Raw genomic sequence first — 20727 nt, forward strand, 5'->3', positions numbered from 1 at the left:
GCGGTCATGGGGCGGAAGATAGCTTGTGTGGCGGGGCGGGGGAAGGTGGGTTGCTTGCCGGGCCGGATGGTCTGCTATTCGGTGTGTGGTCAGATGGTGTTAAGGTGGGGTGGAACCCCACCCTACGCGTGCGCGGCTGTTGTGGGTGGTGGGTTGGGACCCCACCCTACGCTTGCCCCGGCGTCCGGGCTTTCCTATAAGCGCGCAGACAGTTGACGACGGAGCGGTGGCATGGCTTTTCAACACGCGCATCTTCTGGGGATCGAACCCCTGGCGCCGTCGGATATCTCTACCCTGCTCGATCTGTCGGACCGGTACGTGGACCTCAATAGGCGCGATCAGAAGCATGCCGATGCGCTGGCGGGGCTGACGCAAATCAACATGTTTTTCGAGAACTCCACCAGAACGCAGGCCAGTTTCGAGCTGGCGGGCAAGCGGCTGGGCGCGGATGTGATGAACATGGCGATGCAGGCCAGTTCCATCAAGAAAGGCGAGACGCTGATCGACACGGCGATGACGCTGAACGCGATGCATCCCGACCTGCTGGTAGTGCGGCATCCGCAATCCGGAGCGGTAGACCTGTTGGCGCAGAAGGTGAATTGCGCGGTGCTGAACGCCGGAGACGGGCGGCATGAGCATCCCACCCAAGCGCTCCTGGATGCACTGACGATCCGGCGGGCGAAAGGCCGGCTGCATCGGCTGAGCATCGCGATCTGCGGGGATATCGCGCATAGCCGCGTGGCGCGGTCGAACATCATCCTTCTGGGCAAAATGGAGAACCGCGTGCGGCTGGTGGGGCCGTCGACGCTGATGCCGGCGGGGATTTCCGAATTCGGTGTCGAGGTGTTCGAGGACATGCGCGAAGGGCTGCGCGATGTGGATGTGGTGATGATGTTGCGCCTGCAACGCGAGCGGATGGATGGCGGGTTCATTCCCAGTGAGCGGGAGTATTATCATCGCTACGGTTTGGATGCCGAGAAGCTGGGCCATGCCAAGGCGGATGCCATTGTCATGCATCCCGGCCCGATGAACCGGGGTGTGGAAATCGACGGAGAGATCGCCGACGACATCAATCGCAGCGTGATCCAAGAACAGGTCGAGATGGGCGTGGCCGTGCGGATGGCGGCGATGGATCTGCTGGCGCGAAACCTGAGGGCGAAACCCAAGGAGGTGATGGCATGAGCGACCGGATCGAAATTCGCGAGAGCGAGAGCGGCGTGGTGCGCGTCTTTGACGTGGACCTGACCCGTGCGGAGGCCGAGACATTCAACCGGCGCAACGGAAGCTGGCCTTTGCAGGAGGCGCTGGGGGCCGAAAGCCTCGATCCGCATTACGTCGACCTGATGCAGGTCGAGGACCTGGAAGGGTATGGCCTGAGCCAGTACCTGGAGCAGGGGATGGGCGTCTCGTCGCACGACCTGGAAGACGCGCATGTGCTGATCGAGGGTCTGAAAGGCACGGTGCTGGTCGTCGGCTCGGGCGCCTTCGGCGGGCAGGCCCAAGTGCTGACGCCGCGCAAGCCGCTGCGGCTGGTGGCAACATTCAGCGAGGAGTCTTCCCCCGTGCAGTTCGAACCGCTGCCGAGCGCCGGGGCACAGGTGGCGCCCGCGCCGGAGGAGGCGCGGGAGACGGAGGTGAAGAAGAAATCGGATGCGGCGATGTCGGGCCGGGTGGCGATGATCGCGCTGCTTGTCCTGTTCGTTTTGACGGCTGCGGTTGTGTGGGTGGCTTCGTGAGCGACACGCGTTCCGTCATGGTGCCGGCGACGGAACTTGAATTCGAAGAGCGGTTTGTGCAAAGTTTTCACCCCGACCACACGGCTTATTGGCGTGGTCACGCGTGGATGGCCGCGGGCGCGATGGCGCTGGGCATGGTGATCCTGTGGGCCATCGGCAATCCGCATGTCTGGACTGGTGCCGTGGGCGGGCTGGCCGCAATCGCGGTACGCGCCGGGTACCTGGCGTCGGACGAGATGAAGGCGCGGTGGGATTTGACCGACCGGCGCGTGCTGGGCCCCTTGGGCAAGCAGGCGTGGTTGCGGGATATAGCGCGGGTGCGGGTGCTGGGCTCGGCGGTGCAGTTAGTTACCACCCGCGGCGACAAGCACCTGATGAAATACCGGGCGGATCGGGACGCGGTGAGGGTGCGGATCGAGCGAGCGATGGCTGGGACGCAATGATGAGTGCGGGAGAAGACGAATGGGACGCAATTCTCTCGCCGGATGAGAGGATCCTCTGGCAAGGGCGGCCGGGAACGGGACTGGCTTTCGACATGAAAAACGCGAAAGAGTTTCTGCCCGGCGCCTTGTCTATGGGTTTCTCAATCGTCTGGATGCGTGCGACACGGGATGGCGCGACCGAAATGCAGATTATAGGCTTGCTGCTGTTTCTGGCGGGCTTGTACCAGTTGTTTTTCGCACCTTTTTTTCGTGGCTATTTGCGACGCGCGTGCACCTTCTACACCCTCACCGACAAGCGCGCATTCGTTGCGGTCGATCACCCACTGATCGGCAGGTCCCTGAAATCGTACAAAATCGGCCCGGAAACGTCGCTGGACTTCCAGCCTGGACCATACGCGTCCATCTACTTTGCGACCGAAGTCGAACAGGGACACGAAAGCACAAGGGCGCGCCGGATCGGTTTCGAGAACCTGAAGGAGGGAGAGGCGGTGTTCGGCATGATGGGGCAAGTACAGCAGGGACGGGCGCCATGAGTAGGAGCATCGGCTTGTCAGGGCACCGGTCCGGCTTGGGATGGCTGCGCAAAGCAGGGCCGGCGCAGGGAGAGCGGATAAGATGACGCAAGTGCTGTTCGAGAATGCCCGGCTGGTCGATCCCGAGGCGGGAGAGGTGACCGAGGGCTGGCTTCTGGTCGAGGATGGTCGCATCACGGCCCGTGGATGCGAGGCCGCGGCGCCGCGGGCGGACAAGCGGGTGGATTGCGGTGGCAAATTCCTGGCGCCGGGCATGGTGGACTTGGGCGTCAAGGTCTGCGAACCGGGGGAGCGACACAAGGAAAGTTACCGCAGCGCCGGCGCCGCGGCGGCGGCGGGTGGCGTGACGACGATGATAACCCGGCCTGACACTCTGCCTGCGATCGACAACCCGGAAACACTGGAATTCGTCGCCCGCCGCGCCAACGAGGCGGCGCCGGTGAACGTGCTTCCCATGGCCGCGCTGACCAAGGGCCGCGAAGGGCGCGAGATGACCGAGATCGGTTTTCTGATGGATGCCGGTGCGGTGGCCTTTACCGATTGCGATCACGTGGTGCGTGACAACAAGGTGCTCAGCCGGGCGCTGACCTATGCGCGCAGCCTAGGCGCGCTGGTCATCGGGCATGTGCAGGATCCGGGGCTGAGCGCCGGGGCGGCGGCGACGAGCGGTAAGTTCGCCTCGCTCAGGGGATTGCCGGGTGTCGGCACGGTGGCCGAGCGCATGGGACTGGAGCGCGACCTGGCGCTGGTCGAGGCCACGGGCGCGCGCTATCACGCGGATCAGATCACCACGGCGGCAAGCCTGCCTGCATTGGAGCGCGCCCGCGCGACGAGACTGGACGTGACCGCCGGCACGTCGATCCATCACCTGACATTGAACGAGCTGGACGTGGCGGACTATCGCACCTTCTTCAAGGTCAAACCTCCGCTGCGGTCCGAGGACGATCGCCGCGCCATGGTCGAGGCCGTGCGCGACGGCAGCATCGACATCATAGGCTCGATGCACACGCCGCAGGATGAGGAATCCAAGCGTCTGCCCTTCGAGGAAGCGGCCAGTGGGGCGGTGGGGCTGGAAACCCTGCTGCCGGCGGCGCTGCGGCTCTACCATGCCGGGGAGTTGGACCTGCCCACGCTCTTTCGGGCGCTGGCGTTGAACCCGGCCAAGCGGCTGGGGCTGGAATCCGGGCGACTGGCCGAGGGCGCCCCTGCGGACCTGGTACTTTTCGATGCAAACGTGCCTTTCGTGCTGGACCGGTGGACGCTGCGCTCGAAATCGAAGAATACCCCGTTTGACGGCCAACGATTGCAGGGTAGGGTTCTTTCGACCTATGTCGCCGGGGAAGTGGTTTTCGAGAGCATAAATGCCTGATTTCAATTCGACTCTGACGGTTCTCGCCCTGTGGAGCGTGATCGGTTACCTGCTTGGGTCAATCCCGTTCGGAATGGTGGTGGCCCGCGTGCTGGGCCTTGGCAACCTGCGCAATATCGGCTCGGGCAATATCGGCGCCACCAACGTGTTGCGCACTGGGAACAAGCTGGGGGCGGCGGCGACGCTGATCCTGGACGGTGGCAAGGGCGCCGCGGCGGTGCTGTTGGCACGGACCATGGCTGGCGAGGATGCCGCGCAATTGGCGGGGCTCGCCGCCTTTGCCGGGCATTGCTACCCGGTGTGGCTCTCGTTCCGAGGCGGCAAGGGTGTGGCAACGTTCCTGGGCATCCTGCTGGCGCTTGCCTGGCCGGTGGGTTTGGCCTGTTGCCTGAGCTGGCTGGTTGCGGCGGCGGTGACCCGGATTTCCAGCATGGCGGCGATCTACATGGCGGCGCTGTCGACGATCTGGATAGTGTTCCTGGGCTACAGGGAACTGTTCGTGCTGGGCATTGTTCTGACGCTGTTCATCTTTCTCCGCCACGCCGCCAATATCCGGCGGTTGAAGGATGGGACGGAGCCGAAGATCGGCCAGAAATGACGCTGGGCGCGCGGTGATCGGCAGGCGCCGCTATTTGCCGAGGAAGAGCGGCCTTGCGCAGAATCCCAGGCCAAATGTGCTTGCCGATAGGCGAGAAGGACGCCGTATCGGGGCGGCCTTTTCTTTAGAGCAGTAGGCCCCGGGTCAAGCCCGGGGCGGAATGGCCGCATCAGTAGCTGAAGTCTTCGTAGATTTGGGTCAGGTCGCCGTTCCAGGCGCCGTGATAGCGATCGAGCAGTTCGTCGGCGGGCACGCGGCCGGACTCTACGCTTTCCTGGAGCGCGTTCAGGAAATGGGTCTCATCGGGGACCATGCCGCCGGCGCCGGGGCGGGCGCGGGCCTTGAGGCCGTACTGTGCTATGGAAAGGACCTCGCGGGCGAGATCGTGCATTGAGATGTTGCCGACCTTTGCGTCGAGTGCCTGTTCGCTGGCGGCGACGCGTAGGGTCTCGCGGGTCTCGGCATCCCAGCCCTTGGCCACGTCCCACGCCGCGTCGAGTGCGGACTGGTCATACATCAGGCCCACCCAGAAGGCGGGCAAGGCGCAGAGCCGCCGCCACGGGCCGCCATCCGCGCCACGCATTTCCATGAATTTCTTGATCCGCGCCTCGGGGAAGATGGTCGTGAGGTGGTCGGCCCAGTCGCTGAGCGTGGGCGTCTCGCCGGGCAGAGCGGGCAGTTCGCCCTTGAGAAAGTCGCGGAAGGACTGGCCGAGCGCATCGATATACTGTCCGTCGCGGTAGACGAAATACATCGGTACATCGAGGGCGTACTGCGCATAACGCTCGAAGCCGAAGCCGTCCTCGAAGACGAAGGGCAGCATCCCGGTGCGATCGGCGTCGAGGTCGCGCCAGACGCGGGAGCGCCAGGATTTGTGGCCGTTGGGCCGACCGTCGAGGAAGGGCGAATTGGCGAAAAGCGCGGTGGCGACGGGTTGCAGCGCGAGCGCCACGCGCAGTTTCTGCACCATGTCGGCCTCGGACGCGAAATCGAGATTGACCTGAACGGTGCAGGTGCGGCGCATCATGGTCTGGCCCATCGTGCCGACCTTCTGCATGTAGGCGTCCATGAGCTTGTAGCGGCCCTTGGGCATCATCGGCATGTCTTCGTGCCGCCAGATCGGGGCGGCGCCAAGGCCGATGAAGCCGACCCCGACCTTGTCGGCCACGTCCTTGACCTCGGCCAGGTGTACGTTCACTTCGTCGCAGGTGTGGTGGATCGTCTCTACGGGAGCGCCTGAGAGTTCAAGCTGACCGCCGGGTTCAAGGCTGACATTGGCACCGTCCTTTTCCAGGCCGATCAGGTTGTCGCCTTCCATGATCGGCGACCAGCCGTGCTTGTCGCGCAGCCCTTCGAGCACGGCGCGGACGCTGCGCTCGCCGTCATAGGGAATGGGCTTGAGCGTATCCTTGCAATAGCCGAATTTCTCGTGCTCGGTGCCGATGCGCCACGCGTCGCGCGGCTTGCAGCCGCTTTCGAGATAACCTGCCAGTTGGACCTCGGACTCCACCGGGCCGCCGCCGGATTGGGGGATGGACATGAAGACTTTTCCTGCGTTGCGCGCGAACTTGGGAGAGAGGCTTGGCCCGAATGGACGGGGGTGTCAATGCAGCCGATTGGAGTAGGTTGACCAGACGGTGACGGTGTCGCGATCTTGTGACGAGAGCGCCGCGAGCATTTTCTGGACCCGAAGGCCAGGCAGCGTGGCGAAGGCGTCGAACAGCATATCGGCCCCTTCTGCCGTTACCGGGATCATCAGGGCAGGCTGGCCGGGTTGGTGAAGGCCCCAATGCGCGGGCTTGGCGGCGTGGTCAAGCGTGAGGCGGGACATCTCGGCCAGGTCGACGGTGCCTCCGGTGAGCGGTCCGAAATAGGTGACGCGGCCCTCATCCACCTGGACGATGCCCGGCCCGCCGCTGGCGCCGCGGAAGCGGGCACGTTGCAGACCGATGAAGCCGAGAGCCGCGCCGATCGGCAGAAGCGCGTATCCGACCCAGGACAGGATGCCGACAAAGCCGAGCGACCACCATGCACCAAGGGCGATGACGCCCGCACCGATCAGCACCTCGCGCCAGCGCGTGAGGCTTGCGGCCGCTTCCGGGCGGATGAAGCTCATGCCCAGTCTCCGAAGCGCTGTTGCCAAACTGTCATGGCGGCGACGGCGGCGGTGTCGGCGCGCAGGATGCGCGGGCCGAGGGACGTGGGATGTGAGAAGGGCAAGCCGAGGAGGCGGACGCGTTCGGTGTCGGAAAAGCCGCCCTCGGGGCCGATGAGGATGGCCCATGGGGCCGCTCGTCCTTCTTGGCGGATGACCTCGCTTGCGCCGGCGAGCGCCTCGTCGCAGAACATAAGCTGGCGAGTCTCGGGCCAGTTGGCGAGCAGGCGGTCGAGCTTTTGCAAGTCAGTTACCTCGGGCACGAAGGTGCCGCCGCATTGCTCTGCGGCCTCGACGGCGTGGGCTTGCAGGCGGTCCTGGCGGATGCGTTCGGAATTGGTGAAGTCGGTCTGGACGGGGATGATCCGGGCCGCGCCCATCTCGGCGGCTTTCTCGACGATGAAGTCGGTGCGGGCCTTCTTGATCGGGGCGAAAAGCAACCAGAGGTCGGGCGGGTCTTGCTGAGGGCGGGTCTGGCGCTCGACGTTCAGCAGGCCTTTGCGCTTGCCCGCCTCGGCTACGGTGGCGCGCCACTCTCCGTCGTGCCCATTGAAGAGCAGGACGGCGTCGCCCGCGCCTTGCCGCATGACCCCGAAAAGATAATGCGCCTGATCGCGATCCAGAGGAACCGTTTGCCCTTCCCCGAGAGGGTGCACTACATAAAGCCTGATCTTTGCAGTCGACATGGGGCCAACATATGACCGGACCGAACCAGACGCCAGATGCGACCGGAGAGGTGGCCGATGCGGTCAAGGGCAACTGGGTGGATCGATCGGCCCCGGCGTGGAGTCGGCCCTATCTGCGGCTGAGCCGGGCGGACCGGCCGATCGGGACGTGGCTTCTGCTGTTGCCGTGCTGGTGGGGGCTGCTGTTGTCGATGCTGCATGACGGGCGCGCCACCTGGCACGACCTGTGGATATTCGCGGGCTGCGGGATTGGCGCGTTCCTTATGCGGGGCGCTGGGTGCACGTGGAACGATATCACCGACCGCCATATCGACGGGTCCGTTTCGCGCACCGCGTCGCGGCCCATCCCCTCGGGGCAGGTGAGCGTGATGCAGGCGCTGGCTTGGCTGGTGGCGCAGGCGCTGGTGGCGTTCTGCATCCTTTTGACCTTCAACATGGCGGCGATCACCCTTGGGATCATTTCGCTGGCGCCGGTGTGCATCTATCCCTTTGCCAAGCGGTTCACGTGGTGGCCGCAGATCTTTCTTGGCCTCGCGTTCAACTGGGGTGCGCTGCTGGCGTGGACGGCGCATAGCGGTCGGCTGGAATGGCCGGCGGTTGTCCTTTACCTCGCCGGGATCGGCTGGACGCTGTTCTACGACACGATCTATGCCCAGCAGGACGCCGAGGACGACGCGCTGATCGGCGTGAAATCCACCGCCAGGCTGTTCGCGGAGCGCACGCCGGTCTGGCTTCAGCGGTTCCTGATCGGGTCTGTCAGCCTGATGGCCTTCGCTGTGATCGGTGCGGCGGTGGGCGGCTCGGCCCTGGCCGTGCTGGTGGCACTGATCGGTCCGTGGGCATTCGGCTGGCACATGTTCTGGCAACTCAGGCAGTTCGACATGCAGGACGATTCCACATTGTTGCGACTCTTCCGGTCGAACCGGGATGCGGGCCTGCTACCCCTGCCGTTTTTCGCCGCAGCCTTGTTCGTTTGATTGCACTCGGGGACCGTGGGGCATAAATAGGCCGGGTGGTAAACAACGGCGAGCCAACGGTTCATGCGCCTTTCTTCCATTTTCGCCATACTTGGTACGTTCTTCCTGGCCTTCGTGCTGTGCCTGTTCGCGGCGCGATTCTCGGTGCAGGTGATCGAGGAAGGTTCGCGCAATGCGGTGCGGGACACGCTGGACGAACGCGGCATGACGTGGGCGGAAGTGGACGCAGACGGTCTGCAGGTCTTCCTTGCAGGCACCGCGCCGTCCGAGGCAACCCGGTTCCGGGCGCTGTCGATCGCGGGGAGCGTGGTGGAATCGGCGCGGATCATCGACCAGATGCTGGTGGCCGACAGTGCCGATATCGCACCGCCTCGGTTCTCGGTCGAGATCCTGAGCAATGACAGCGGGCTGTCGCTGATCGGGCTGATCCCGGCGGCGACCGACCGCGAGCAACTAATCGAGGACGTGTCCGAGAACGCGCCGGGCAAGGAGGTGACAGACCTTCTGGAAACCGCCGATTATCCCTATCCCGAAACGTGGGAAGCATCGTTGGACTATGCCGTAGGTATCCTGGAGCGGATGCCACGCACCAAGATTTCGGTCGAGGCGCGGCGGGTCAGCGTCGTGGCCATGGCCGACAGCAACGAGCACAAGCGCAACCTGGAGACCCAGCTGGCGCGGCGAGTGCCCGACGGTGTGCGCCTGTCGCTGGACATATCGGCACCGCGGCCGGTAATCACGCCTTTCACGCTGCGCTATCTGCTGGAGGATGGCGTCGGTAGCTTTGACGCCTGCGCTGCCGATACCGAAGCCGCGAAGGACCGTATCCTGGCCGCCGCCGGCCAGGCCGGCTTGCAGCAGAAGGCGCAGTGCACGCTGGCGCTGGGTGTGCCATCCCCGCAATGGGGCCGCGCGGCGGAACTGGCGATCGGCGCGCTGGGAGAGCTGGGCGGTGGCAGCGTTACCTTTTCGGATGCCGATATCGCGCTGGTCGCCGCGGAGGGGACGGACGAGAAGCTCTACGACACGGTGATCGGGCGTCTGGAGACGAGCCTGCCGGATGTCTTCGCGCTGAAGGCCGTGCTGCCCAAGCCAATAGATGCGGCCGAGGAGGCGCCGCCGGAGTTTGTCGCCACGTTGTCGCCCGAGGGTCTGGTGCAGATTCGCGGCCGCGTCGAGAGTGCACAGGCGCGGGAGATGGTGGACAGTTTCGCCAAGGCCAAGTTCAGCTCGGACGTGGTCAGCACCACGGCGCGGGTGGCCGAGAACCTGCCGGCGGATTGGACGGTGCGGGTGCTGACGGGGCTAGAGGCGCTGGCCTACCTGTCCAACGGCGCCGTGACGGTGGGGCCGGGGGCCATCACCGTGTCGGGCCTGACCGGGCAAGAGGCGGCGAGCGCGGAAATATCGGCGATGTTCGCGGCCAAGCTTGGCGAGGCGGCGGAGTTCGACATCGACGTCGCCTACCGAGAGGAACTGGACCCTGTGGCGAGCAAGCCCACACCGGAAGAATGCGAGGCACAGATCGCCGAGGTGCAGGCCGACAGCAAGATCACCTTCGAGCCGGGCGAGACAGACGTCGATGCCAACGGTGCCGAGATCATGGACCGTATCGCGAATATTCTGAAAGCCTGCGGCGAGATCCGCATGGAGATCCAGGGGCACACCGACAGTCAGGGCCGCGAGGTGATGAACCAGCAGCTGAGCCAGGCGCGGGCGCAATCGGTTCTCAACGAATTACGGTCGCGGCGGGTTCTGACCTCGGCCATCCGGGCCAAGGGGTATGGCGAGAGCGACCCCATCGCCGACAACGACAGCGAGGAAGGCCGCGAGGCCAACCGCCGGATCGAATTCCGCGTCATCCGTCCGGAACCGATCGAAGAAGAACAAACAACGCTTGAAGCGTTGGAACAAGAAGCGCTAAACGAGACCGGTGCGGCGGGTGGGGACGCCGAGCAGGAATCTGGGACGGATGAACAGAACTGAATTTATCATAGCCACGGCGATCGTTCTGTTCGTGGCGTTCTGCATGGGTTGGTTCGCGAACTGGCTGGTCCATCGGTTCATCCGGGTCTCGGGGTCGGATGTGGGAGAGCTGGAACGCATGGCGCAGGAACTGCACGAGGCGGAGGAAACCCGCGACCAGGCGATCACCTACCTGCAACAGCGCGAGGCGGAACTTACCAACCAGCTGAGCCAGACCGAGGCGGAACTGTCGGCAACGATGGACGGGCTGCGCGAGGCACGGCACGAAGCCGAGGAGTTGCGCAACGCGTTGGAGAAAAGCCGCGCCTGAGGCATGGAGCGAATGCCTTCGACGTCGCTAAGTTCACGATAGCGTAGGGCGTAGTTTCGCGCTGGCACCGCATGGCGTAAGGTCACCCCAATGTGGGGTGGTCCCCGGTGCCTTGAGGAGCCGTCACGCTTGTTCCTGTCGCTGAATTGCCTAGTTTCCCGGGTGACGCTGCCCGGTGCGGCCGCATGGTGAGCTGCCGGACCGGACGCCCGATGATCGAACGAGCCTTCGTATGATAAGACGTTCCCTACCCGTGGCCATGGCGGCGATCCTGGTATCGCTTTTCCTGCACGTCGCGGGCTTTGGTTGGCGGCAGGTTCTGGACGCGCCCGAGGCGCCGCCGGTGACGCAGGAGGCGCCGCTACCGCCCGACACTGGACGCAATTTCGAGGATCTCGTCGAACCGCTCCCGGAGCCGCAAGCGCCGGAGCCGGCAGAGGCGCCCCAGCCGCCTGATGCGCTTCAACCGGATGAGATGCCGACAAGCCAGGCTATGGTGGCCTCCGACAACCCCGAGAACGTTATCGCTCCCGACGGTCCCGCGGGCGAAACCGGAAGCCCTGATGAGGGAGCCGGGCCCGTGGCCGAGGAGGCGGCCGAGGACAGCGGCGAGGACAGCAGCACGTCGGACATCGCCATGATCGCGCCCGATGCACCCGAGACCACGCCGCAACCGCCGGAGGGCGCACAGGATGCCGCGCCGGGCCCTGCCGAGGAGACCGCCGAGACCGAGACGCCGCCCGAGCCCGAGGCGGTCACGCCGGAGACCGACGAGGCGGCGCTGGCCCCTACGCCGGACGCGCCCGACACCGTTATCGCGGCGGAAGAGCCGGACCTTGCGGCGTCGGCCGTAACCCGCTCGTTGCGGCCGCCCTCGTCCCGGCCCACTGCCGAACAGCTTGGCGTGCCGGAGGAGCCCGCGGCGCAGGCCAGCCGCGCGCCCAGCTACGAGTCGCCCCTCACAGCCTACAAGCGCGACGGCACCGATCTGACCGCCCTGGGGCGCATCGGCAATGCCAGTCCGGGCGATTTTGGCGGCTCGGGCGGGCAGGGCAATGCGGGCACCACGAACTATGCCGGGCGCGTTCTGATGCAGCTTAACCGCGGTCCGCGCGTCGACAACCAGGCCAAGGGCATGGCGCGGGTCTATTTCCAGATCAACCCGGACGGTACGCTGGGCTGGATCCGCATTCTCGATAGTTCGGGTGCGTCCGGAATTCGCAGCGCAGCCCAGGCTCAGGTCCGAAGCGCCGCGCCTTTCCCGCGCCCGCCGGGTGGCCGGCCGGAAAAGCTGGTCTTCGTCTATCGCAACCGCTGATCGTGCAGGAGGTGCGTCGCGGATCGCCTTGGACATCCCAATCCGGCCCGGTGGGCCGCAACCGCGATGCCGCAGCGGCTATAGTGTGGGACTGTGTGAATATTCGTACGAACTTTCACACGGGGGGCCGTGTGATTACCTGCTCGCTTTCCGCGCCTTTTTCCGGACCTTGTTCGCTTTCTTGGCGGCTTTCTTCTTGATCGCCTTGGCCTCGGTTTTCAGTTTTGCGGCGCTCTTTTTCGCCTTGGCCTTAGTCTTGCCGGACTTGTTCTTGGCCTTGTCGTCGGCTTTCGCCGCTTTCTTTTCGGCCTTTTTGGCCGCTTTTTTTGCCTTGGCCTCGATTTTTTCAGCCGCCTTTTCCGCCTTGGCTAACTCGGCCTTCGCGGGGGTCTCCTCGGCTTTTTTCTCTTTTTTCTTGCCGGCTTTTCTGGCGCTTTTCTTCTTTCCGGCACTCGACCGCGCATCCGTTGTCGCTGCCGGAGCCGGTGTGGACGTCTTTTGGCTGGCCGGCGTGGCAGGAGTGCTTGGCGCGGGCGTGGGCGCCGTCAGGTGCCTGGCCCGGGCGATGAGAACCGGCGCGGTGCCTGCACCGATGCCGCGAATGGCCAGGATATCGGCAGGTTGTGCCTTGGCGAGTGCCTCGGCATCGGGCAACCCGGCGGCGGTCAGTTGCGCGGCAAGGCCGGGGCCGATGCCAGTGACGCGGGTGAGGTCGGTCATGTTCATGCTCCGTGAGTGTTCGGTCTAGATGTATCGGTTTGAGTGATACATTGTATATACATTTGGTGCAAGTGGTCGCAATGTGGTCATCAGGCCCGTGCGAAATCGACGATTGCCTTGACGAGGCAGTCGAGGCTGTCCGTGTTCGGTGTGCCGGGGGGCAGGGAGTGGGCCATCAAAGAGAGTTCCGTGCAGGCGATCAGCAGGTGATCCGCACCCTCTGCCGTCATGCGGGCGGCGATATGGCCCAGCCGTGGAGTAAGGGTGTCGAGCGCTTCGCCCGCCTTGACGGCGCGGATGATGGAGAGAAGCACGCCTTCCTCCTCGGCCCACAGGGGCACGAGGTTATGAGCTGCGAAGGCCGACTCGAACACGCCGGTCTTGCGCGTGGCCGGGGACGCGAGCATGCCGACCGTTTTGGCCCCCGCCGTCGCGAGGTGCCGGGCCGTCAGATTGATCATGTCGAGAAACGGCAGGCTGGTAGCGTGGGTCACCGCGACGGCGTAGTGGTGCGCGGTGTTGCAGGGCATGGCAAGCGCCTGGGCACCGGCGCGCTCGAGGTCCTGCGCCATGGAGATGAGGACCGGCATAGGGTCGGCGCCGCGACCTTCGATCAACGCCTTGATCCGTGACGGAACCTGCGAATTCTGGTGCACGATCAGGGGGATGTGATCAGCATCGTCCTGCGCGGGCACGGCGTCGAGGACCTTCTGCATGAGCAGGATGGTGGCCTCTGGTCCCATCCCGCCCAGGATTCCGACCGGCTTCATCGCGCGGCTACTTCGGCACGTCGAAACAATGGCTATATCCGGTGAGGCCGATGGCCCCGCCGGTATGCAGGAAGACGACGCGCTCACCTTGCTTGAAGTGCCCCTTGCGGCAGAGATCGATGAGGCCCGCGGCGCCCTTGGCCGAGTAAACTGGGTCCAGCAGGATCGCCTCGGTTTTAGCGAAAAGGTCGATCGCTTCCAGCGTGTCCTCGGCGGGGATGCCATAGCCGGGGCCGACGTAATCGGTGTTTGCGACCACGTCCTCGCGCGCGACCACGCCGGGGCAGCCCAGTTTCTCGGCGGTCTTTACGGCGAGGTTGTAGACATTCTCCTCCTGCTTGGGCTTGGGCGCGCGGACGCCAATGCCCAGCAGCGGGATCCGCGCGTTCATCGCCTTGAGACCGGTGATCAGGCCGGCTTGCGTTCCGGCCGAGCCGGTGGCGTGAACGATATGATCGACATTCAGGCCGGTGGTAACGAACTGGTTCAGCATCTCGAACGCGCAGTTCACGTATCCCAGCGCGCCGGTGGCGTTGGAGCCGCCGCCGGGGATGGTGTAGACCTTCTTGCCGTCTTCGCGAAACTTGTCGGCCACGGCTTCCATCTCGGCATTCATGTCGAGGTCGGGGCCGCGATGTTCCATCGTCGCACCGTGCAGGTGATCCAGCAGAACGTTGCCGTTATACTTGTAGTTGTCGTAATTGTAGCCGGTCCGATCCTCGAGCAGGATGTGACAGGCAAGGCCCAGCTTGGCCGCCGCGGCCGCGGTCTGGCGGGCGTGGTTCGACTGGGTGGCACCTTGGGTCATGACCATTTCGGCGCCCTGTTCCTGCGCCTCGGCCATCAGGAATTCCAGCTTGCGCGTCTTGTTGCCCCCGGTGGAGAGCCCGGTGCAGTCGTCCCGCTTGATCCAGATCTCGGGGCCGCCCAATGCCTCGGAAAGGCGCGGCATGTGTTCGAGCGGAGTGGCCAGATGCGCAAGGCGCACGCGGGGAAACTTGGCGAGGTTCATTTGGTCTTATCCTTTGGAATTCGCGGTGAGTTTGGCAGGTCCGGCCAGTTTGTCCAGCCGGATATCGGCGGCCAGCGCGTGGCCCTCCATCCGCTCGGCGCGGCTGAGGGCTGCGGTGGCGCGGGCAAGGTCGGACACGGCCTCGTCCGAGACCGTCTGCCAAGTGACGGTCTTTAGAAATTTGTGCACTGAAAGCCCGCCGGTATATCGGGCCGAACCTGATGTGGGGAGCACGTGGTTAGGCCCCGACGCCTTGTCGCCAAAGCTGACGGTGGTGTTCTCGCCCAGGAAAAGCGAGCCATAGGCTGTGAGCCGTTCGCGCCACCAGTCGCGATCTTCGGCCATAACCTGAAGGTGTTCGGGGGCCTTGGCGTCGGCATATTGCGCCATTTGCTCGGGCGTGTCGCAAAGAACGATTTCGGCCATGTCGGCCCAGGCCTGTGTCGCGGCGGCGCGGTTTGGGTCTGGAAGCGCCTCGATCAACTCGGGCACGCGGGTCCGGACCGTGTCGGCCAGCATGCGGTCGGTGGTGGCGAGCCAGACGGGGCTGTTTGCGCCATGCTCGGCCTGGCTGACGAGATCGACGGCGACGACCTCGGGGTCGGCGGTGTGGTCGGCCAGCACGAGGCTGTCAGTGGGGCCTGCGAACATGTCGATGCCGATGGGACCGAAGAGCTGGCGCTTGGCCTCGGCGACATACGCGTTGCCGGGACCGACGAGGATATCCGCGGCGCGCGCCCCGAACATGCCGAAGGCCATGGCGGCGATGCCCTGCACCCCGCCGATGCACAGGATACGCGTGGCGCCGGCGAGGTGCATGGCGTAGAGCATCGCGTCGGGGATGCCCTCCTCGCCTCTCGGCGGAGAGCAGGCGGTGATGTCGGGCACGCCCGCCTCGCGCGCGGTGGCGATGGACATCAGCGCCGAGGCGATATGGGTGTAGCGCCCGCCGGGGACGTAGCAGCCCGCGGCCTGCACAGGGATCTGGCGCTGGCCGGCGATCAGACCAGGGCGCAGCTCGATCTGCATGTCCTGGGCTGTGGCGCGTTGCGCGGCGGCGAAGCGCGAGATGTTGTCGTGGGCCCAGCGGATATGATCTTTCAACTCCTGCGGGACGCGGGCAATGGCGGCCTCGACGGTGGCAATGGGCACCACGATCTCACCGGTCCATCCATCCAGTTGGCGGGCATATTCCAAGGCGGTCTGCGCGCCGCCGGCCCGTAGTCGGGCCAGCATGACCTGAACGGTGTCCGCGATGTCTGCCGCGGTTTGAGGCGGCTGGCCGGGGGCGGTCTTGAGATAGGTAAGGGGCATGGCAAATCTCCTGTCGCTATCCCGATTGCGCCGATCGCGATGATCAGGCAAGGGGCGCGACCCGTTCGACGGACTGTTTTTCCAAGGCCGGAAAGGGAATTTCGGGAAAGGCGAAACTATGACCGAGGCTGGCGATTATTCGTACGAATAATCTGTGAGGGGCGACCGTGGACCATGGCGCAGTGTTGGTGGATCGCTGGGGGCGAATCGTTTCCAAAACGTTTGAAGGAGATATATGAGCCGAACCATGGCATCCGGCGCGGAGGTGGCAAATACCCATGAGCAAAATCGTGATCCTGACAGGGGCGGGGATCTCCGCCGAAAGCGGCCTGGGCACGTTCCGGGACGAGGACGGGCTCTGGGCGCAGCACCGGATCGAGGACGTGGCGACGCCCGAGGGGTTTGTCCGCAATCCCGCGCTGGTGCAGGCATTCTACAATGCGCGACGGTCGCAAGCCGCTGACGCGCGGCCCAACCCGGCCCACCAGGCCCTGGCGCGTCTGGAGGCCGAGCATGACGGCGATGTGCTGGTGATCACACAGAACGTCGACGGTCTGCACGAGGCCGCCGGAAGCCGCAACGTTCTGCACATGCACGGGCAGTTGGACCGGGCGCTGTGCCATGTCTGCGACCACCGGTGGCCGGCGCCGGACGAGATGCGGGTCGAGGATGCTTGCCCCGCCTGCGGAGCCTGTCAGACACGGCCCGACGTTGTCTGGTTTGGCGAGATCCCCTATGGCATGGACCAGATCGATCCGGCGCTGGCCGAGGCGGATATCTTTGCCGCCATCGGGACCTCCGGAAACGTGTATCCCGCCGCGGCCTATGGCCAGCATGCACGGCGGATGGGGGCGCATACGGTGGAGCTGAACCTGGAGGTCTCCACCGCTTCGCGCGACTTTGAGGAGCACCGCCGCGGACCGGCCAGCGAGGTGGTGCCGCTTTGGGTGGAGGAAGTTCTGAAAGGGTGAACCGGCTCCGCCCACCCGGACCGTATCGAAAGGGACGCGGGCCAGCGGAGGCCGGACGATGGATCAGCCGCCGAGTTGGCTGGAGAACTCCACCACGATCGGGTCGAAGCTGATGTTGCGGATCGACGTGTCGCCGTGGGGGTTCTGGTCGGTCGATATGTCGTCGCCCGTCGTGTCGCTGAGATAGGTTACGGCATCGAGATAGCCCGGCAGGTTGCGCTGTATCAGGATCAGGCCGCCATCCTCGGCGGGGCCGATTGTGGCACAGCCGATGGGCGCGCAGCCGGGGACGGGCCGCAGGCGCGTGGTGACGATAGGATCGGTGATGATGCGACTGACGAAGCGGGCACCGTCGGAGGGTTGCCAGCGCCAGACCTCGGTGGGCGTGGTGCGGATCGAGGTGGCGGTGCCGTCGCCACCGTGCTCGCGGGCCGAAAAGATCACCGAGGCAAAGACCGCGCGGCCACCCCTGCCGATGGTGAGTTCGGTGCCGAGCGTCATGATCGGGCCGTTGCCGTCGAAATCGCGGTCGGCGCCGGCGCGCGCGACGGTGGGAACGATATCGGAGGTAAGGTCGCGAAGAACGATAGTGCCCTCTTCCGCGAATGCGGCGGGGACGGTGGTGGTGACTGCAAGAAAAGTCAGCGTGAGAAGGCGTTTCATTGAAATGGCTCCTTTCGGGTTGATGGGTATGGGTCGGCTAGGGAGTTGCCGTGGTTCAACAGCGCTTTTCTTTCGTGGCCGCGCCGGGCAGGGTGGCGGTCAAAAGGAGGGCGCGGATGACCGGCCATGTCGACCCCACCAAAGAGCGTTTTGCGCGGTTCCGAGAGATGGAGCGACCGGGCCCGGTGCACATGCTCAACCTGATCCGGTTGCGGCAGGATGCGGCCTACGAGGACGGCACGCAGGCCACGGGGGCCGAAGCCTATGCAGCCTATGGACGGGAGAGCGCGCCGATCCTGCGCGACCTCGGCGGGCTGATCGTCTGGGCGGGACAGCCGGAGCTGATGCTGATTGGCCCGGCAGAGCAGTCATGGGACATCGCGTTCATCGCCGAGTACCCCAGTATCGCGGCCTTTGTGGGCATGTTGCGCGACCCCGAGTACCGCAAGGCGGTGCGGCATCGGCAAGCGGCCGTCGCGGACTCGCGCCTGATCCGGATGCGGCCGGGTATTCCCGGTGCCGGGTTCGGGGACATGACGCTGGCCGAGTCATGAAGATGCGGCTGAAACAGTGCTCATGAACGGAGCGGTCGTTTTCGATCTGGATGGGACGCTGATCGACAGCGCGCCGGACATTCATGCCGCCGCCAACACCGTGCTGGAGCGCCACGGTATCGCGCCGTTCATGCTGGCCGAGGCGCGTGGCTTTGTCGGCCATGGCGCGGAGGTCTTTGTGGAACGGTGCCTGTCGGCAAGGGGCCTTGCCGGAGATGCGGCGCTCGAGGCGCAGGTTCTGGGCGAATTCCTCGACCTATACGAACGCGCGGTGCACCTGACGCGACCCTATCCGGGGGTGATGGCCTGCCTCGATGCGCTGGCGGCTGAGGGATTGACCCTGGCGATCTGCACCAACAAGCCGGAAGGCCCGACCGCCGCGGTGCTGGCGCATCTCGGAATGGACTCGTATTTTGCCGTGGTGGTCGGGGGCGATACGCTGGCAAAGCGCAAACCCGACCCCGCGCCGCTGCGCGAAGTCATCTCGCGGGTCGGGGCGGCCAGAACCGTGTATGTCGGCGACAGCGAGGTGGATGCCGAAACCGCCGCGCGAGCCGAGGTTCCCTTTGTGCTTTATACCCAAGGGTATCGCAGAACCCCGGCCGAGGACCTGCCTCATGACGCGCGGTTCGGCACGTTCGGCGATCTGCCCTCCGTCGTGCGGCGATTGCTGGCGGCGGCGTGAGCGCTTTCAATTCGCCGAGGCGCTGTTAGGCTGTGCCAAGGCGGCGAACAAAGCGAGCGGGAACGATGCGGATACAGTCGAAGATATCGCGTGCCGGTGTCCTGCGCCGGTTTGAAGTGAGGCGGGGCGACAGGCTTGCCGGCTGGATAGACATCGGGAACCAGCGCTGCGGGACGGTGGCATGAGCCAGGACATCACCGCAAGATTGCTGGCGGAGGTGACGGCGCGGCGCGAGGACTTGGTGGCGCTGACCCAATCATTGATCCGTATCCCGACGCTGAACCCGCCGGGAGCGCACTACCGCGAAATCTGTGATCTGCTGGATCGGCGGTTGCTGAAGGCGGGTTTCCACACCGAACTTGTGCGCGCCGAAGGTGCAGTGGGCGACAGCGACCGGCATCCGCGCTGGAACATCGTGGCGCGGCGCGAGGGCAGCGGCCCGGGACAATGCGTGCATTTCAACAGCCATATCGACGTGGTCGAGGTGGGCCGCGGCTGGACCGTCGATCCGTTCGGCGGAGAAGTAAAGGAGGGCCGCGTCTATGGCCGGGGCGCCTGTGACATGAAAGGCGGACTGGCGGCCAGCATCGTCGCCGCCGAGGCCTTCATCGCGGTTAGCCCCGAATATGCCGGTGCCATCGAGATAAGCGGCACGGCTGACGAGGAATCGGGCGGGTTCGGTGGCGTCGCCTACCTGGCCGGGAAGGAGTATTTCAGCCCCGAGCGGGTTCAGCACGTGATCATACCCGAGCCGCTGAACAAGGACCGCATCTGTCTGGGCCATCGCGGCGTATGGTGGGCCGAAATCGAGACGTTGGGCGAGATTGCCCATGGCTCGATGCCGTTCCTTGGCGATTGCGCCGTGCGGCACATGGGGGCGGTCGTGGCCGAGATGGAAAAAACCCTGTTCCCGGTCCTGGCGCAGAAGCGCACGGACATGCCGGTGGTGCCGGAGGGGGCAAAGCAGTCGACGCTGAACATCAACTCGATCCATGGCGGCGAGCCGGAGCAGGACATGGATTATACCGGCCTGCCCAGCCCCTGCGTGCCCGACCGGTGCCGAATGGTGATCGACCGTCGATTCCTGATCGAGGAGGATATCGGCGAGGTCGAACAGGAGGTGCGCGATGTGCTGGAACGGGTGCGCGCGGGCCGGGCCGGGTTCGACTATACGATCAAGGGCATTCACAGCGTCGAGCCCACCATGACCGAGCGGGACGCGCCGGTCGTGGGGGCGGTTGCGGGCGCGGTCCAAACGGTTTTCGGGCGCGAGGCGCAGTATGTGGTCAGCCCCGGCACCTACGATCAGAAGCATATCGATCGGATCGGGCGGCTGAAGAACTGCATCGCCTATGGACCGGGCATCCTGGACCTGGCGCACAAGCCGGATGAATATGTAGGGATCGATGACATGGTGGAAAGCGCGCAAGTGATGGCGCTGGCATTGCACCGGTTGCTGCAGGCGTAAGGTGCGTGAAAACCCCACGCCGCGCGGGACGGTGCGGCGCGATCCCTTGATTTCCCAAATGTTCGGCGCAGTTCGACAGTGGAGCTTAACAGGAGGACACTCATGAAACGTTACGTTCTGGCCGCGGTGGCGGCACTTGCAGCGGGTCCGCTTGCGGCGGGCGAGCTTGCGACCGGCGATGAAATCACGTCGGCGATCTCCGGCAATACCGTTCAGGGCGACATGTCCGATGGCACGGCCTACACCGAGTTCTACGATACCGATGGCACGATCCGTGGGGCCGACTACACCGGTAACTGGCGGGTGTCGGATGACAAGATGTGCTTCGATTACGGCGAGGGCGAGAACTGCTGGGGCGTGTCGCTGGACGGAGAGGGGGTCAGCTGGATGAACGGCGACGTGTCGGACGGCACAGGCACGATCCTGGATGGAAATCCCAACGAATTTTGAGCGGCGTCG

At 65.1% G+C, this 20727-nt stretch carries 23 protein-coding genes; 15 read left to right on the plus strand and 8 right to left on the minus strand.

The features are described 5' to 3' along the window. Positions 1 to 231 precede the first annotated feature (231 nt). The 6 genes from RBB31_RS18555 to plsY all read left to right on the plus strand — a co-directional run bounded on the left by RBB31_RS18555 (position 232) and on the right by plsY (position 4679). Positions 232 to 1182 carry an aspartate carbamoyltransferase catalytic subunit gene (locus tag RBB31_RS18555; protein ID WP_306130751.1) on the plus strand — a complete coding sequence of 317 codons (951 nt, stop codon included), beginning with the start codon at positions 232 to 234 and terminating at the stop codon, positions 1180 to 1182. Next, complete coding sequence (locus tag RBB31_RS18560) at positions 1179 to 1736, plus strand: hypothetical protein (RefSeq protein WP_306130752.1); 558 nt, start codon at positions 1179 to 1181, stop codon at positions 1734 to 1736. Before RBB31_RS18555 ends, RBB31_RS18560 begins: the two co-directional genes overlap by 4 nt. Next, on the plus strand, positions 1733 to 2179 hold the full coding sequence (locus tag RBB31_RS18565; RefSeq protein ID WP_371931348.1) for a hypothetical protein: 447 nt from the start codon (positions 1733 to 1735) through the stop codon (positions 2177 to 2179). The genes RBB31_RS18560 and RBB31_RS18565 overlap by 4 nt, the downstream gene beginning before the upstream one ends. Then, positions 2179 to 2712 carry a hypothetical protein gene (locus RBB31_RS18570; protein WP_306130753.1) on the plus strand — a complete coding sequence of 178 codons (534 nt, stop codon included), beginning with the start codon at positions 2179 to 2181 and terminating at the stop codon, positions 2710 to 2712. Before RBB31_RS18565 ends, RBB31_RS18570 begins: the two co-directional genes overlap by 1 nt. An 82-nt stretch (positions 2713 to 2794) precedes the next feature. After that, positions 2795 to 4081, plus strand: a complete 1287-nt coding sequence (gene pyrC / locus RBB31_RS18575) for a dihydroorotase (protein WP_306130754.1) — start codon at positions 2795 to 2797, stop codon at positions 4079 to 4081. Beyond that, on the plus strand, positions 4074 to 4679 hold the full coding sequence (gene plsY / locus RBB31_RS18580; RefSeq protein ID WP_306130755.1) for a glycerol-3-phosphate 1-O-acyltransferase PlsY: 606 nt from the start codon (positions 4074 to 4076) through the stop codon (positions 4677 to 4679). The genes pyrC and plsY overlap by 8 nt, the downstream gene beginning before the upstream one ends. A 169-nt stretch (positions 4680 to 4848) precedes the next feature. Here plsY and RBB31_RS18585 read toward each other — a convergent pair whose 3' ends face one another. The 3 genes from RBB31_RS18585 to RBB31_RS18595 all read right to left on the minus strand — a co-directional run bounded on the left by RBB31_RS18585 (position 4849) and on the right by RBB31_RS18595 (position 7520). Beyond that, on the minus strand, positions 4849 to 6219 hold the full coding sequence (locus RBB31_RS18585) for a glutamate--cysteine ligase (RefSeq protein WP_306130756.1): 1371 nt from the start codon (positions 6217 to 6219) through the stop codon (positions 4849 to 4851). Between the two features lie 63 nt (positions 6220 to 6282). Further along, positions 6283 to 6795: a hypothetical protein gene (locus RBB31_RS18590; protein ID WP_306130757.1), complete on the minus strand. Its 513-nt coding sequence runs from the start codon at positions 6793 to 6795 to the stop codon at positions 6283 to 6285. Beyond that, a complete protein-coding gene (locus RBB31_RS18595) occupies positions 6792 to 7520 on the minus strand; it encodes a 16S rRNA (uracil(1498)-N(3))-methyltransferase (protein ID WP_306130758.1) in 729 nt (242 codons plus the stop codon). The genes RBB31_RS18590 and RBB31_RS18595 overlap by 4 nt, the downstream gene beginning before the upstream one ends. An 11-nt stretch (positions 7521 to 7531) precedes the next feature. Between RBB31_RS18595 and ubiA the strand changes: the two genes are divergently transcribed. The 4 genes from ubiA (at position 7532) to RBB31_RS18615 (ending at position 12111) form a co-directional block, all read left to right on the plus strand. Beyond that, the gene (gene ubiA, locus RBB31_RS18600) at positions 7532 to 8497 is read left to right on the plus strand and encodes a 4-hydroxybenzoate octaprenyltransferase (RefSeq protein WP_306130759.1); all 966 of its coding nucleotides are present in this window, start codon (positions 7532 to 7534) and stop codon (positions 8495 to 8497) included. A gap of 63 nt (positions 8498 to 8560) precedes the next feature. After that, positions 8561 to 10483, plus strand: a complete 1923-nt coding sequence (locus RBB31_RS18605) for an OmpA family protein (RefSeq protein ID WP_306130760.1) — start codon at positions 8561 to 8563, stop codon at positions 10481 to 10483. Beyond that, positions 10470 to 10793 (plus strand): hypothetical protein, encoded by a 324-nt coding sequence (locus tag RBB31_RS18610; protein WP_152475849.1) that lies wholly within the window; start codon positions 10470 to 10472, stop codon positions 10791 to 10793. The genes RBB31_RS18605 and RBB31_RS18610 overlap by 14 nt, the downstream gene beginning before the upstream one ends. Before the next feature lie 232 nt (positions 10794 to 11025). Next, entirely contained in the window at positions 11026 to 12111 is a 1086-nt protein-coding gene (locus RBB31_RS18615; protein WP_306130761.1) for a TonB family protein, read from the plus strand. Positions 12112 to 12246: 135 nt separating this feature from the next. Here the strand turns inward: RBB31_RS18615 and RBB31_RS18620 are convergent, their stop codons facing one another. From RBB31_RS18620 to hisD, 4 genes are all read right to left on the minus strand, one after another. After that, complete coding sequence (locus tag RBB31_RS18620; protein WP_306130762.1) at positions 12247 to 12831, minus strand: helix-hairpin-helix domain-containing protein; 585 nt, start codon at positions 12829 to 12831, stop codon at positions 12247 to 12249. 89 nt (positions 12832 to 12920) lie between these two features. Then, positions 12921 to 13601 carry an aspartate/glutamate racemase family protein gene (locus RBB31_RS18625; RefSeq protein ID WP_306130763.1) on the minus strand — a complete coding sequence of 227 codons (681 nt, stop codon included), beginning with the start codon at positions 13599 to 13601 and terminating at the stop codon, positions 12921 to 12923. 7 nt (positions 13602 to 13608) lie between these two features. Next, on the minus strand, positions 13609 to 14613 hold the full coding sequence (locus RBB31_RS18630) for a D-cysteine desulfhydrase (protein ID WP_306130764.1): 1005 nt from the start codon (positions 14611 to 14613) through the stop codon (positions 13609 to 13611). A gap of 6 nt (positions 14614 to 14619) precedes the next feature. After that, positions 14620 to 15927: a histidinol dehydrogenase gene (hisD, locus tag RBB31_RS18635; RefSeq protein ID WP_306130765.1), complete on the minus strand. Its 1308-nt coding sequence runs from the start codon at positions 15925 to 15927 to the stop codon at positions 14620 to 14622. A gap of 278 nt (positions 15928 to 16205) precedes the next feature. Here hisD and RBB31_RS18640 point away from each other — a divergent pair, with 278 nt between their 5' ends. Continuing rightward, on the plus strand, positions 16206 to 16898 hold the full coding sequence (locus tag RBB31_RS18640) for an NAD-dependent deacylase (protein ID WP_306130766.1): 693 nt from the start codon (positions 16206 to 16208) through the stop codon (positions 16896 to 16898). Between the two features lie 63 nt (positions 16899 to 16961). On the opposite strand, the gene RBB31_RS18645 is transcribed toward RBB31_RS18640, so the two are convergent. Next, entirely contained in the window at positions 16962 to 17561 is a 600-nt protein-coding gene (locus RBB31_RS18645) for a hypothetical protein (RefSeq protein ID WP_306130767.1), read from the minus strand. Positions 17562 to 17677: 116 nt separating this feature from the next. On the opposite strand from RBB31_RS18645, the gene RBB31_RS18650 reads away from it, so the two are divergent. The 4 genes from RBB31_RS18650 to RBB31_RS18665 all read left to right on the plus strand — a co-directional run bounded on the left by RBB31_RS18650 (position 17678) and on the right by RBB31_RS18665 (position 20718). Then, positions 17678 to 18115, plus strand: a complete 438-nt coding sequence (locus RBB31_RS18650) for a DUF1330 domain-containing protein (RefSeq protein WP_306130768.1) — start codon at positions 17678 to 17680, stop codon at positions 18113 to 18115. Between the two features lie 22 nt (positions 18116 to 18137). Further along, positions 18138 to 18800, plus strand: coding sequence for a phosphoglycolate phosphatase (gph, locus tag RBB31_RS18655; RefSeq protein ID WP_306130769.1), 663 nt, complete (start codon positions 18138 to 18140; stop codon positions 18798 to 18800). 181 nt (positions 18801 to 18981) lie between these two features. Beyond that, complete coding sequence (locus RBB31_RS18660; protein WP_306130770.1) at positions 18982 to 20268, plus strand: acetylornithine deacetylase/succinyl-diaminopimelate desuccinylase family protein; 1287 nt, start codon at positions 18982 to 18984, stop codon at positions 20266 to 20268. A 102-nt stretch (positions 20269 to 20370) separates the two neighbouring features. Next, positions 20371 to 20718 carry a hypothetical protein gene (locus tag RBB31_RS18665; protein ID WP_306130771.1) on the plus strand — a complete coding sequence of 116 codons (348 nt, stop codon included), beginning with the start codon at positions 20371 to 20373 and terminating at the stop codon, positions 20716 to 20718. The last annotated feature ends 9 nt before the right edge of the window (positions 20719 to 20727 follow it).

Source organism: Roseovarius sp. MMSF_3350 (genome assembly GCF_030733425.1).
Classification (GTDB): Bacteria; Pseudomonadota; Alphaproteobacteria; order Rhodobacterales; family Rhodobacteraceae; genus Roseovarius.